This is a genomic window from Arsenicitalea aurantiaca, assembly GCF_003994485.1.
In the GTDB taxonomy this organism is placed as follows: Bacteria; Pseudomonadota; Alphaproteobacteria; order Rhizobiales; family Devosiaceae; genus Arsenicitalea; species Arsenicitalea aurantiaca.
The window spans coordinates 116,669-129,846 of the sequence record NZ_RZNJ01000003.1 but is presented as its reverse complement, the minus strand read 5'-3'; the positions used below and the strand labels follow the sequence as shown (position 1 = coordinate 129,846).

At 67.0% G+C, this 13,178-nt stretch carries 13 protein-coding genes; 5 read left to right on the top strand and 8 right to left on the bottom strand.

Annotated features, from left to right (window positions below; all coding sequences use genetic code 11):
* Positions 1 to 4 precede the first annotated feature (4 nt).
* Both EMQ25_RS09220 and EMQ25_RS09215 read right to left on the bottom strand, forming a co-directional pair.
* On the bottom strand, positions 5 to 1,444 hold the full coding sequence (locus EMQ25_RS09220) for a hypothetical protein (RefSeq protein ID WP_148114830.1): 1,440 nt from the start codon (positions 1,442 to 1,444) through the stop codon (positions 5 to 7).
* 236 nt (positions 1,445 to 1,680) lie between these two features.
* Positions 1,681 to 2,205: a c-type cytochrome gene (locus tag EMQ25_RS09215; protein WP_127188295.1), complete on the bottom strand. Its 525-nt coding sequence runs from the start codon at positions 2,203 to 2,205 to the stop codon at positions 1,681 to 1,683.
* Between the two features lie 227 nt (positions 2,206 to 2,432).
* Between EMQ25_RS09215 and EMQ25_RS09210 the strand changes: the two genes are divergently transcribed.
* Positions 2,433 to 3,563, top strand: a complete 1,131-nt coding sequence (locus EMQ25_RS09210) for an iron-containing alcohol dehydrogenase (RefSeq protein ID WP_127188294.1) — start codon at positions 2,433 to 2,435, stop codon at positions 3,561 to 3,563.
* A gap of 92 nt (positions 3,564 to 3,655) precedes the next feature.
* Here the strand turns inward: EMQ25_RS09210 and glpK are convergent, their stop codons facing one another.
* Both glpK and glpD read right to left on the bottom strand, forming a co-directional pair.
* A complete protein-coding gene (glpK, locus tag EMQ25_RS09205) occupies positions 3,656 to 5,146 on the bottom strand; it encodes a glycerol kinase GlpK (RefSeq protein WP_127188293.1) in 1,491 nt (496 codons plus the stop codon).
* Complete coding sequence (glpD, locus tag EMQ25_RS09200; protein ID WP_127188292.1) at positions 5,143 to 6,654, bottom strand: glycerol-3-phosphate dehydrogenase; 1,512 nt, start codon at positions 6,652 to 6,654, stop codon at positions 5,143 to 5,145. The genes glpK and glpD overlap by 4 nt, the downstream gene beginning before the upstream one ends.
* 149 nt (positions 6,655 to 6,803) lie before the next feature.
* Here glpD and EMQ25_RS09195 point away from each other — a divergent pair, with 149 nt between their 5' ends.
* Positions 6,804 to 7,133 carry an SH3 domain-containing protein gene (locus tag EMQ25_RS09195; RefSeq protein ID WP_127188291.1) on the top strand — a complete coding sequence of 110 codons (330 nt, stop codon included), beginning with the start codon at positions 6,804 to 6,806 and terminating at the stop codon, positions 7,131 to 7,133.
* A 114-nt stretch (positions 7,134 to 7,247) separates the two neighbouring features.
* Positions 7,248 to 8,270 carry an asparaginase gene (locus EMQ25_RS09190; protein WP_127188290.1) on the top strand — a complete coding sequence of 341 codons (1,023 nt, stop codon included), beginning with the start codon at positions 7,248 to 7,250 and terminating at the stop codon, positions 8,268 to 8,270.
* A gap of 5 nt (positions 8,271 to 8,275) precedes the next feature.
* Here the strand turns inward: EMQ25_RS09190 and EMQ25_RS18485 are convergent, their stop codons facing one another.
* Together EMQ25_RS18485 and EMQ25_RS09180 are read right to left on the bottom strand one after the other, a co-directional pair.
* Positions 8,276 to 8,776: a TIGR03808 family TAT-translocated repetitive protein gene (locus EMQ25_RS18485; RefSeq protein ID WP_158626016.1), complete on the bottom strand. Its 501-nt coding sequence runs from the start codon at positions 8,774 to 8,776 to the stop codon at positions 8,276 to 8,278.
* Entirely contained in the window at positions 8,737 to 9,657 is a 921-nt protein-coding gene (locus tag EMQ25_RS09180; protein ID WP_158626015.1) for a TIGR03808 family TAT-translocated repetitive protein, read from the bottom strand. Before EMQ25_RS09180 ends, EMQ25_RS18485 begins: the two co-directional genes overlap by 40 nt.
* Positions 9,658 to 9,799: 142 nt before the next feature.
* Here EMQ25_RS09180 and EMQ25_RS09175 point away from each other — a divergent pair, with 142 nt between their 5' ends.
* Positions 9,800 to 11,287: a helicase HerA-like domain-containing protein gene (locus tag EMQ25_RS09175; protein WP_127188287.1), complete on the top strand. Its 1,488-nt coding sequence runs from the start codon at positions 9,800 to 9,802 to the stop codon at positions 11,285 to 11,287.
* Position 11,288: 1 nt separating this feature from the next.
* Positions 11,289 to 11,855 (top strand): LOG family protein, encoded by a 567-nt coding sequence (locus EMQ25_RS09170; protein ID WP_127188286.1) that lies wholly within the window; start codon positions 11,289 to 11,291, stop codon positions 11,853 to 11,855.
* A 52-nt stretch (positions 11,856 to 11,907) separates the two neighbouring features.
* Here the strand turns inward: EMQ25_RS09170 and EMQ25_RS09165 are convergent, their stop codons facing one another.
* Positions 11,908 to 12,333, bottom strand: a complete 426-nt coding sequence (locus tag EMQ25_RS09165) for a response regulator (protein ID WP_127188285.1) — start codon at positions 12,331 to 12,333, stop codon at positions 11,908 to 11,910.
* A 145-nt stretch (positions 12,334 to 12,478) separates the two neighbouring features.
* Positions 12,479 to 13,078 carry a superoxide dismutase gene (locus tag EMQ25_RS09160; protein ID WP_127188284.1) on the bottom strand — a complete coding sequence of 200 codons (600 nt, stop codon included), beginning with the start codon at positions 13,076 to 13,078 and terminating at the stop codon, positions 12,479 to 12,481.
* Positions 13,079 to 13,178 lie beyond the last annotated feature (100 nt).

The window sequence follows — 13,178 nt, the reverse complement described above, 5'->3', positions numbered from 1 at the left end:
CTGGTCAGCGCCCCGTCGTTGGCGGGGTGGCGCTGCGGGCGAAGTAGCGTGCGATGACCGGACGCGCGTCGGGGGTCACGGCGTGACGCGTCACCGCGGTATCGGCCTGTCGCCGCCAGTCGCGCGAAGGCCCCGCATCGTCAGCGACGGCACTGGCGCTCGTTTCGGGCGCGATCTGGATACGGATGCGGCTGCCCGGTTCGGTCTCGGCTGCGGAGATCACGATCTCCTCGCTCTCGGCGAACTCGGCGCGCATATACTCGCTGCTCTCGGCAAGGTCCTGCGATCCGCCACCGGCGATTCTGCTGTCGCCGCGCCCCGATTCCATCGCCGCACCCATGGGCATGGCCGAGCCGGGGCGCATCAATTGCTCCTCCATCGGCTCGGGCTGGGAGCTGCCGCCCGACATGGGTGCACCATCGGGAAGCGTTTCGGCCATGCCCTGGGCCTGCCCGGCAGCATCGGCCATGGCCGGATCGAGCTGGGCAGGCTCCAGAAGGCCCTGCCGGATGATGTCGGCGAGCGCGTCGCTCGAAAGGATGGGCGCGCCATACTCATCGTCCATCATGGCCTGAGCCTGGCGTGCTTCGGCAGCGGCGGCGCGGGCCGTCTCGGCAGCCTCGAAGGCAGCCATGCGCTGGCCGATCTCGCCCATATTGCTCTGGCCCGGCTCCATCCATTCGGGCGGGGTGTCGCCATAGCCGAGGGCGGCATGCTCCGCGAGCGCCATGAAGCGCTCCAGCGCCTCCTCGCGATCGAGGCCCGGGGCTTCTTCGGCAAGCTCGCGCAGCGCGTTCGACACCGCTTCGAGATAGCTTTCTTCGCGGGTCTCGGCGTCTCGGGCGAGAAGATCCGCCATTCGCGCAATGTCTTCGAGAAGCGTGTCGGTCGGTTCGGCATCGGGCTCGGCGGGCGCTTCGGCTTCGGCCGTGGCCGGAAGGGGGGCGGGTCGAGGCGCAGGCGCGGTGACCAGAAGACCGGCGGAAAAGAGGACCAGCAGGCCCGCAGCGAGCGCCGTGCTCGGCCCGGCAAGCGGCGCTGCAGCGCGCCGATCGAGCCTCGCCGCTCGAACCGATGTGTCCGAAAGGAGCGCCTCGCGCACCGGCTCACTCGCCCCCTCGGACACTTCGAGCGCCGTGCTCAACCGCTCCTGGAGGCCGAATTTCTGCTCGGTGCGTCGCGCCGTGGTGCCGAGTGCGCGGGTGACGGCCAACGCGATGGCCGCGTGGATGAGGAAGACGGCAATGCCAGCGCCCAAAGCAAGGGGCACGACTGGCAGGCCGATGCGGCTTTCGAGGTCGAATGTGCGGGCGAGCAGCAGGGTGAGTGAAACGAGTGCGGCGATGAAGAGCGCGCCATCGAGCAGGATACGCAGCCGCTGGCGCCGCCGCAGCGCGGCGACCGCATGCCTGATGCCGGCAGAAGTGTTCATCCCTGCAGCCATGCCGCCGCAACCCTCCCCAAACCCGCCTGCCGGCTTGGGCCGGTCTCTCCGCGGGGTCGATGTGCGGCCGGACGGGCGGATCACCCTCCTTGCGCAACCTCCCGATGAAGGCACCTCAATTTGTGGAAGTCAATTCTACTCGCGACCAATTATCGCAGGAGAACAACGCGGTGCGCGCATGAAAAAGGGCGCCGCGGCAGTGCCGGGCGCCCTCGAAAAAGCCGACGGACTTTCTATCAGGGGTTGGCCGGGGCGGCAGCCTCGGCAATGTCGAAGACGATGGCTTCGAGTGCTTCTTCGTCAGCCGGCAGCTCGGTATCGCCTGCCGGTTCGCCATTGACGGCCAGCACATGGGCCGTGATGTCCGCATAGGTCTCGTCGGGCAACGAGCCCGGAGCCTGCGGCGGCATGAACTCGCGCGCATAGGCGTAGAACTCGCCGACGGTGCGGTCATTCCAGTTGGCGGCGAAATCGACGCCGGCCAGCGCCGGGCCGACAGGGGCTTCGGTAAGGTTGGGGCCATGGCACATGGCGCAGCTTGTGGCATAGGCCTCGGCGCCGCGGGTGGCCTGCGCTTCGGTGTAGAAGCCCTGCGGCGCAGCAGGTGCGGCAGGCGCAGCGGCTGCGGCCGCAACGGGAGCCTCGGCATGGTCATAGGTCAGCGCGACGCCGATGCCGGCGGCCGCCACCCCGAGCCAAATCACAATCATGCCGATGGCGATGCCGCCCAGCGCCTCGCCCTGTCCCGTCTCGGAAGCCATGCCCAAACCCTCTCGCTCAATGCCCAGCCGCGCCACGCGCGCGCGGTGCCGAATTTTCGGGCAGTGGTATCACCAAACCGCCCCGTGTCAACTGCACGACCTGTCGCGCCAGGGGCTAACGCGCACCGGCCGAACCGGTTCGCCTCTTGAAGGGGTTTACCTGCCGGCCTTCACTGTGGAACATCGCGCTCCCGTTTCCGCGAGCCAACCCGTCCAGAAGGTGTGCCATGGCGCTCATTACCTACCTCACCCGCATCCAGTTCGAAGCTGGGGCGGTGCGCCTGCTTGGCGCCGAACTCGAAGCCCTGGGCGCGAGCGCCCCGCTGATTGTCACCGACCGCGGCATCGTGGCTGCAGGCATCATCGATCAGGTGATCGCCGCTAGCGGGCTTCCCGCCTCGGTCGCGGTCTTTGACGGGACCCCTGAAAATCCGACGGAAGCGGCCGCGCATGCCGGCGTCGAGGCGTACCGGGCGGGTGGCTGCGACAGCGTCGTCGCGGTCGGCGGCGGTTCGGCGATCGACCTAGCAAAGGCGGTTGCGCTGCTCGTCACTCATGATGGGCCGCTCGCCCAGTATGCAGCGATCCTCGGCGGGCTCGACCGGATCACCGCCGACAAGCCACCGGTGATCGCGGTTCCAACGACGGCCGGTACGGGCTCCGAAGTGGGGCGGGCTGCGCTCCTGACGCTCGAGGACGGGCGCAAGCTCGGCTTCATCTCACCACACATGATCCCGAGCGTCGCGATCTGCGACCCCGAACTGACGACCGGCCTGCCCGCCTACCTTACCGCCGCGACAGGGATGGACACGGTCACCCATTGCATCGAGACCTATCTCAGCCCCCGCTACAACCCGGTTGCCGAAGCGATCGCGCTTGACGGGCTTGGCCGTGCCGTGCGCGCTCTGCCCCGGGCTGTCGCCGATGGCCGCGATATCGCTGCCCGCACCGACATGATGATGGCCGCGCTCCAGGGCGGGCTCACCTTCCAGAAGGGGCTTGGCGCGGTGCATTCGATGTCGCACCCCCTGGGTGGGCTGAAGACGGTGAAACTCCATCACGGCACCCTCAACGCCGTGCTGCTCCCGGCTGTCCTCACCTTCAACAGGCCTGAGGCGGGGCGCAAATACGAGGCCATCGCACGGGTGCTCGGTCTCGAGCCGAACGCGGACCTGGCCGATGCGCTGCGGCGGTTCGCAGCGGATCTGGGGCTGCCGGCGACCCTGTCGGCGATGGGCGTGCCACGCGACGTTCTGCCGGAAATGGCCGAGCACGCGGTGCGCGACCACTCGACGGCGACCAATCCGCGGAAGGCCGAGGTTGGGGATTTTCTCGCGATGCTCGAGGCGAGTTACTAGACGGTCCCCCTAATCCGTCTCGCGCTTTGCGCGAGCCACCTTCTCCCCCAAGGGGGAGAAGGTGCCCGAAGGGCGGATGAGTAAGCTTGCCGCTAGTGGCTCAGGGTGCGCCTGACTGCGTCGCGCCAGCCATTGAGCTTGGCTTTCCGGGTCTTGGCGTCCATTTGCGGTTCGAACCGGCGGTCGCGCGCCCAGCGGGCGGCGAAGGTCTCGGCGTCTGGCCATGCGCCGACGGCCTGCCCCGCCAGCCATGCCGCGCCAAGGGCTGTGGTCTCGAGGACAGTTGGCCGGTCGACGGGCGCATCGAGGATGTCGGCGAGAAACTGCATCGTCCAATCCGACGCGACCATGCCGCCATCGACGCGCAGCACCGTTTCGCCACCGGCCTGCTTCCAGTCCCTATGCATGGCGTCGAGCAGGTCGCGCGTCTGGTAGGAGACCGATTCGAGGGCGGCGCGGGCGATCTCGGCAGGGCCCGAATTGCGCGTCAGCCCGTAGATCGCCCCGCGCGCATCGGCATCCCACCACGGAGCCCCGAGCCCGACAAAGGCAGGCACCAGATAGACCTGCTGTTCGGGATCTGAGGAGCGGGCGAGGGGACCGGTCTCGCTCGCGGCCTTGACGATGCCAAGCCCGTCGCGAAGCCACTGCACAGCTGCCCCGGCCACGAAGATCGAGCCTTCGAGCGCATAAATGGTCTTGCCATCGAGGCGATAGGCGATGGTGGTCAGGAGCCTGTTTTTGGAGCGCACCAGCGTCTCGCCGGTGTTGAGCACCGCAAAGCAGCCCGTGCCATAGGTGGATTTGATCATGCCCGGCATGAAGCAGGCCTGCCCGATGCTCGCGGCATGCTGGTCGCCGGCGACCCCGCGGATCGGAATAGCCGCCCCGAACAGGTCCGGATCAGTTTCGCCGAAATCATCGGCACAGTCCTTGACCTCGGGAAGGAGCGCGGCCGGCACGCCGAAGAGCGCGAGCAGCCTGTCGTCCCAGCGATGGGCCCCGATGTCGAATAGCAGCGTGCGGCAGGCATTGGTGGCGTCGGTGAGGTGGCGATGCCCGCCCGTCAGCCGCCAGATGAGAAAGCTGTCCACCGTGCCGAAGGCCAGTTCGCCCGCTTCGGCGCGCCGGCGTGCCCCCCGGACCTTGTCGAGCACCCAGCCGATCTTGGTCGCCGAGAAATAGGGGTCGAGCAGAAGCCCCGTCTTGCGGCTCACCATGCGTTCATGGCCGGCCTTGCGCAGCTTTTCGCAGACCGAAGCGGTGCGCCGATCCTGCCAGACGATGGCGTTGTGAATGGGCTTGCCGGTCTTGCGGTCCCAGAGGATCGCGGTTTCGCGCTGGTTGGTGATGCCGATCGCGGCGATGTTTTTCGCCTCGAGGCCGGCCTTGGCGAGCGCCTCGCCGATGGCCCAGCGAACGCTGTCCCAGATTTCCTCAGGGTCATGCTCGACCCATCCGGATTTCGGGTAGATCTGGGTGAATTCCTTCTGGGCGACCGCCACGATCTTCTGGTCGCCATCGAAGATGATGGCGCGGCTCGAGGTCGTGCCCTGATCGATCGCCAGGATGTGCTTTTTCATCGTTCCTCCCTCGCGCTTTGCCTTGAGCCGCTGAGATAGTGCTCGAGCGCGACCCGGTTCACGGCCTCGCCGTGAAGCCCGAGCCTTGTGCGGCGCCAGAGAATGTCCTCGGCGGTCTCGGCAAATTCGGCGGCGAGAAGATAGTCGACCTCGGCGGCGTGGAGCCCCTCTCCGAAATGCTCTCCGAGCGCGGCGAGGCTGTCGCGCCCCGAAAGCATCGCCCAGGTACGGCGGCCGTAGAAACGGACGAGCCGGCGCGCGAGGGCCTCGGGCAGGAAGGGGTGGTCGGCAAGAAGGCGCGAGACCTCCGCTTCATAGCCCGTGGGTGCGAACTCCCCGCCGGGGAGGGGAGCCTTGGCGGTCCAGGCCGTACCGCGCGCGCCCAGTTCGGCCTCGATCTTCTCAAGTGCCGATTCGGCGAGCCGGCGATAGGTGGTGATCTTGCCCCCGAAGACCGAGAGAAGCGGCACGCCCGCGGCAGTATCGGTCTTCAGCACATAGTCGCGGGTGGCTTCCTGGGCGGCGCTTGCGCCGTCGTCGTAGAGCGGGCGGACGGCCGAATAGGTCCAGACGACGTCTTCGGGGCGGATCGGTACGCGGAAATACTCGCTCGCCGCCGCGCAGAGATAGCCGATCTCCTCGTCAGTCGCGGCGACGTCCTCCGGATCACCGGTGTAATCGCGATCGGTGGTGCCGATCAGCGTCGTGTCGTGCTCATAGGGGATGGCGAAGATGATCCGCCCATCCGCATTCTGGAAGAAATACGCGCGGTCGTGCTCGAAGATTTTCGGCACGACGATGTGGCTGCCCTGAACGAGTCGCACATTGTGGGCGCCGTTCCGCCCGACCACGCCCCCGAGCACGCTGTCGACCCATGGGCCCGCCGCATTGACGAGCATGCGGGCCGTGGCGACTTCTCTTGCGCCGGTGCGCAGATCTTCGAACTCGACATGCCAGCGATCGTCCTCACGCCGGGCCGAGCGCACTGCGGTGCGCGTGCGGATGCGCGCGCCCCGTTCGGCCGCATCCATGGCGTTGAGCACGACGAGCCGGGAATCGATGACCCAGCAATCGGAATATTCGAAGGCGCGCGAGAACCCCTCGCGCAACGGGGCGCCTGCGGGGTCCTTGCGCAGGTCGAGCGTGCGCGTCGGGGGCAGGAGCTTACGCCCGCCCAGATGATCGTAAAGGAAGAGCCCGAGCCGCAGGAGCCAGGCCGGGCGCAGGCCCTTGTGGTGCGGCAGCACGAAGCGCAGCGGCCAGATGATGTGCGGGGCGTTCGCCCAGAGAATTTCACGCTCGATCAGCGCTTCGCGCACGAGACGGAACTCGTAATGCTCCAGATAGCGCAACCCGCCATGCACGAGCTTGGTCGAGCCCGAGGACGTGCCGCTTGCAAGGTCGTTCATCTCGGCGAGCATGACCCCGTAGCCGCGCCCCGCAGCGTCCCGGGCTATGCCGCAGCCATTGATGCCGCCGCCGATGACGATGAGGTCGTAGCTCGAGATGGGCCGGCTCCGTTGCTTGCAGCGCGAGAGTGCCCGAGGCGCGTGTCATAGGCAAACGCTGAATGGCAGATGAATGCCGATCTCACGAGGCGTTCAAATCGCTCGCGATAGCTTCACATTATCGCAATTGAAGAGCTCGAGGGCTTGAGATGAAAAAGAACCATGAAAAGCTTCTGGTCGCCACGCTGGCCGGCATGGTGATCGCCAGCGCCGCAGTGTTCGCCGTGCAGCCGGCCATGGCCGCCGGTTATCATGTGGAGCAGCCGGCGCGCGTGACGGGTGTTGCGCATTGGGACCATCTCAACGTGCGCAAATGGCCGGCCTCCTACTCCCAGAAGACCGGTGAGCTTTCCCCCAATGCCCGGGTCTGGGTCGAGCGCTGCATCGTGATGGACCAGGGTGCCGACTGGTGCCTGATCGAACGCGGCTTCCAGAAGGGCTGGGTCAATTCCCGCTATCTGACGCTCGCCGGCCACTGATCTTCGCCTCTCCCCCGGTCCATGCATGGCCGGGTCCTGCCTGACCTCCTGCCGTTGACTTTCTCGGCCCGGTAAGGTCCCTCCCTCAGGGGACATCAACCGGGCCGTTTTCTCATGCAAGCCAATCCGATTCTCGTGCAGACCATACGTGGCAACTGGGTCGAGAACCGCCATCGCGGCGCCATGGTTCTTGCCGACGCCGAGGGGCAGATCGTCGCGAGCCTTGGCGATACGGACTGGCCGGTCTTTCCGCGGTCGGCAATCAAATCCATGCAGGCCCTCGCCATGGTCGGCGCCGGCGCGATCGAGCGCTTTGCGCTCAGCGACGAGGATCTGGCCCTTGCCTGCGCAAGCCATCATGGCGAAACCGACCATGTGGCGGGGGTGACCCGCTTTCTCGGCGAAATCGGGCTTGCTGCCGACGCCCTCGAATGTGGCGCCCACGCGCCGACAAACCCCGCTGCCCGTTCGGCCCTGCGTGCCGCGGGCGAGGAGCCCAGCGCGCTTCACAACAATTGCTCGGGCAAGCATGCCGGCATGCTCTCGGTGGCGCGGGCGCTCGGCGTGCCGCCCGAGCACTATGTCGATCCCGACCACCCGGTTCAGCAGCGTGTTCGCGCGGCAGTCGAGACCGTGCTCGGCGTGGCGCTCACCACCGAACGGTGTGGCACCGACGGCTGCTCGATCCCGACCTATGCCGCCCCGCTCTCGGCCTTTGCGGGCGGCTTTGCGCGCATGGCGACGGGGCAGGGGCTGTCGCCCGAACTTGGCGCCGCGGCGATGCGGCTCTTTGATGCGGCGACCAGTCATCCGCATCTGGTGGCGGGCACCGGCCATTTCGATACGCTCGTCATGGAGGCGTTCGGCGGGCGCGTGATGCAGAAGGGCGGCGCCGAGGGCGTGCAGTGCGGCGCAATCCGGGATCTCGGGCTCGGCTATGCGATCAAGTGCGATGATGGAAACATGGCGGCCTCGCAGGCCATGGCGGCAGGCCTGCTGCTGGCGGTCGCCCGGCCAGATGCGAAACAGACGGCGCTCCTCCAGCGCTATGCGCGGCAGATCATCACCAATGTCCGGCGGCGCGAAGTGGGCATGATGGCGGTGACCGATGCGGTGTTCGAAGCCTTCGGATGCTGAAACGGTCAGTCGATCGTGTTCTCGCCGATCGCAAGATGGGGATGGGCGGCGGCCTCCGCGACGAGATCGGGCGCCGCAACCTCGCTCCATGCCATGCCGGCGATGGCATGCCGCCGCGCCCCGGTGATCAGATTGCCGGCAATGCGCGCGCGCCCCGCGCCGGGTGCTACGCTTGCGGCGATGCCGATATCGGCGTTGCGCACGAGATTGTCGGTGACGAGCACATCGCGGAGATAGGGGCCCCAGCCCGCGAGGATGCCGGTGCCCGGCACGTCCTCGACGATGTTCCCGGTCACCACCGCATCGGCTTCGGCGAAGATGCCGACGGGCACCGTGTCGGGGTTGACCGCGCTTGCGGGAGCGATGTTGCGCACGAGATTGCCGCTGCAGATGGCGAGCCGCCCGCCAGTGTCGAGATTCGTCATCGAAATGCCGAGCGCGGCCCCGTCGATCAAATTGTCCGCGATCAGCGAGCCTGAGAACCCGAACTCCGAAAAGATCGCCACCTCGCCGCTGCGCAGGCAGGTATTGCCCGATACCCGGACATGGCGGTGGTGTTGAGGCGGATCGCCGAGAAGGCGCAGTCGGACAGGTGATTGTCCGAGACGATGACATCGTCGGCGTTGAAGACGTTGATCCCATTGCCGTTCTGCCCGTTGCCGCCGCCGGTCCAGTCGATCCGGGCAATGCGGTTGCCGGTGAGTATGGTGCCGTCGGAGCCCGGGCGCTCGCGCCAGATGCGGATGCCGGCATTGCCGCAGTCGTTTATCGCAGCCCCAGTGACCGAAAGGCCCGTGCCATCCAGCGCGAAGATCGCCGAGCGTGTGCAGCGGCCGATGTTGAGGTCGCGGAGGCGGCCCGCGACGCCTTCAAGATAGAGGCCGTTACCCGCAGCATTCGCAATCGCGATCCGTTCGAGCCTGAGGCCGGAGGAGCGGCGGATTGCGATCAGGCCGTCCCGGTCGGGCATTTCGCTCCCGTTCGATCCGTCAACGGAAAGGTCCATGATCGCGATGTCGTCGGCGCCCTCTGCCGAAAGCACGGTGCTTCCACCCCTGCCAGCGAGCATGGTCTGGGGGCCTGCGCCAAGGAGAATCGAACGGGCAGGAAGCGCTACGTCCGAGATTTCGTAACGCCCGCCGGGCAGGAAAAGCGGAATGCCGAGAGCGGCCGCCTCGTTCAGCGCCCGTTGCAGGGCCGCCGACTGATCGCCAGCCGCACCGGGCACGAGCCCATGGTCGAGGCCGTTGGCAAGTCCACGGGCCAGCGCGGCCCCGCCCTGCCCGAGGGCCGGTCGGGCGAAGACGAGCCCGATGAGACCGGCGACCGCGCCCTTGAGGACGAGGCGACGGTCGGGCCGGGGGGGACGGGGCGAACGCGTTTGCATTCGAGGATGGTGACAAAGCCGGACGGGAGACGCCAGCGCGAGCGGCGGAATTGGTGAATGCCGTCCTCCCACGCCCCGCGGCCTTGTCGCATCGGGGCGGAGCACGCTAAGGGTTGCTCGACATACCCCCGAGGACCGCGCCATGCTCGTTGACGACAAGATCTATCTCGGCACCAGCACGCGCCCGGAATATCTGACGCTGAGATACGCCAACCGCCACGGGCTGGTGACCGGGGCGACGGGTACCGGCAAGACCGTGACCCTGCAGATCATGGCGGAAGGGTTCTCGCGGGCCGGTGTGCCGGTCTTCTGCGCCGATATCAAAGGCGATCTCTCGGGACTTTCGGTGCTCGGCACGCCGCAGGATTTTCTGCTGAAGCGGGCCGAGACGATCGGACTCGCCGAATACGCCAACGACAAATTCCCGGCGATCTTCTGGGACCTGTTCGGTGAGCAGGGGCATCCGGTTCGCACCACCATCTCGGAGATGGGGCCGCTGCTGCTCTCGCGGCTTCTCGATCTCAACGACACGCAGGAGGGTGTGCTCAACATCGCCTTCCGCCTCGCCGACGATGAGGGCCTACTGCTGCTCGACCTCAAGGATTTGCGGGCCCTCCTCGTCGAGATTGGGGAGCGCGCCAAGGAGATATCGACGCGCTACGGCAACGTCTCGACCGCGAGCATCGGGGCGATCCAGCGATCCCTGCTCGTGCTCGAGCAGCAGGGGGGCGAGCATTTCTTCGGAGAGCGCGCACTTGAGATCGCCGATCTGATGCGCACGACGACGGAGGGGCGGGGCTATGTCTCGATCCTCGCCGCCGACAGGCTGATGGCCTCGCCACGGCTCTATTCGACCTTTCTGCTCTGGCTGCTTTCGGAGCTCTTCGAGACCCTGCCCGAGGTCGGCGACCCCGAAAAGCCGAGGCTCGTCTTCTTCTTCGACGAGGCGCACCTCTTGTTCGACGGCGCCCCCAAGGCGTTGATCGACAAGGTGGAGCAGGTGGTCAAGCTCGTCCGTTCCAAGGGCGTCGGCGTCTATTTCGTGACCCAGAACCCGGCCGACATTCCCGAAGCGGTGCTGGCCCAGCTCGCCAATCGCGTCCAGCATGCGCTGCGCGCCTATACCCCGCGCGAGCAGAAGGCGGTCCGGGCGGCCGCCGAGACGTTCCGGCCCAATCCCGAGTTCTCGACCGAAGCGGTGATCACCCAGCTCGGGACCGGCGAGGCGCTGGTTTCCACCCTCGAGGAAAAGGGCGTGCCTTCCATGGTCGGACGGACGCTCATCCGGCCTCCCGCGGGCAGGCTGGGGCCGATCACCCCCGATGAGCGGCGGGCGCTGATGGCGGTTTCGCCCGTCGCCGGCCTCTACGACACGGCAGTCGACCGCGAGAGCGCCTATGAAATCCTCGCGCGGGCCGCAAAGGAGCGGCAAGCCGCCGAAGAGGAGGCGCGGTTCGAGGCCGAAAAGTTGAAGGCCGAGAAAGCCCTCGAGCGCGAAACCCGCCCCCGTGCGAGCAACAGGCAAAGCGTAGGAGAGGCTGCGATGAAATCCTTCACCCGCTCGGTCGCCACCCAGATCGCCGGCGCGCTGGTGCGCGGTGTGCTCGGCAGCCTCAAGCGGGGCCGCTGAGATGGCCCACCCCCAGCCCACCCCCACGCTCGCCGTCTTTGCCTCCGACAAGGGTCCCGGCGATGCCGAGCGCGCCTCGATCATGTCTCAGGCCGGACGCCTCCTGGCGCGGCGCGGCGCAAAGCTGCTCGTTCTCGCCGAAGCGGGTGACCTTCCCGTGGGGCTGATCACCTCCGCCCGCGCGGCGGGAGGGGAGGTGACGATCATCGCCGACGACAGCGTGCGCGTGCCCTCGGCACTCTCGGAGGTCCCGATCGAGCGCATCGCCGAGCCCGAGGCGCGGCTTGCCCGGCTCGCCAGTCTCGCAACGCTCTATGTCGGGCTCCCCGGTTCGCTCGGTTCGGCGGCCAATCTCTATCGGGCCTGGGTACGCGGCGGCAGCGGACCCGGCGGCAAGCCCGTGGTCCTCTACAACCACAACAACGCCTTCGAATTCGTGCGCGGCTGGTCCGCAGACGTGCTGTCTCACGGCATCAGGCGGCACGACCGCTACATCCAGTTCGCAGACTCGCTCGATGACCTCTGGAACAAGGCGAACTGGCTGCTGAACGAAATCCGCGTCCGCTAGACGCTGCGGTTTCACCCAAGCGGCACAGAGCCGCAAAGTCCGGTCACGACCCTCAGTTGGGGAGGGGAGAAAAGAGCGGGATGACGTTGGCTGGGCCGATCGGCGCGGGGGCGACGAGCCGGGCGCGGATCCGATCGTAAAGATGAAGCGGCGACATCGGCTTCAGGATCACCTCGTCGATCCCTACCGCGCTCGAAAAACAGCGCGCATCCCGTCCCAGATTTTTGCCGAGCGCGATGATCGGGATCGTGCGGCCGACACGCGTATCGACCCTTATGGCGTGTGCGAGGCGATCGGCCGGCATGCGCGGGCAATCGAAATCGGCGATGATGAGGTCGATCCGTTCATGGCGCAGCGCTGCCGCGAAGGCCAGCGGCTCGACGAACGGGCGCGCGGTGACGCCGGGAAGGGCCGCGGCCATCATGGTTGCGATGGCGGTCAGCGCGGGGCTCGCCGTCATGACGGCAACGGTCTTCATGGTGCTCGCCGGCCTTCGTGAATCGCTTCGTTAGGCCGAAATTAACCATGGCGTTCAAAAGAAGCGAGCCGCCCGGCGGCCTTAGTCACAAGCAAAAGCCCGGCCGCCTTTCGGCGACCGGGCTTCTCCGATCATCGCGGAGGGGTCAGCGGGCGGCTTCGTAGAGCTCGGCCACGTAGTCCCAGTTGACGAGGTTGTCGAACCACGCCTCGAGGTATTTCGGGCGCGCATTGCGGTAGTCGATGTAATAGGAGTGCTCCCACACATCGACGCCGAGCAGCGGCGTGCCGCCATGGACCAGCGGGTTCTCGCCGTTCGGGGTCTTGGTGACGGCGAGCTTGCCGTCCTGCAGTGCGAGCCAGGCCCAGCCCGAACCGAACTGGCCGGCGCCGGCGGCGAGGAAATCCTCGCGGAACTTGTCAAAGCCACCGAGATCGGACTCGATCGCACTCTGCAGCGCGCCCGGGAGCGAGCGCCCACCGCCATTCGGCTTCATCCACTTCCAGAAATGGATGTGGTTGTAATGCTGGCCGGCATTGTTGAAGAGGCCCTGGTTCTTGCCATAGCTCTCCTTGACGACCTCCTCCAGGCTTTTGCCCTCGAGGCCCGAGCCTTCCAGCAGCTTGTTGCCATTGGTGACATAGGCCTGGTGGTGCTTGTCGTGGTGGAACTCGAGCGTCTCGGCGGACATGTACGGCGCCAGCGCGTCCTTGGCATAGGGGAGTTCGGGCAGTTCGAAGGCCATGTTCAGTCTCCTGTTGCGTGGTGGATGCGCGCACGGCGCGCGGTGAAATTGTTCAACGGGTATAGGCGGTTTGCTGCCAACCAACAATCGGGGCCAAGGG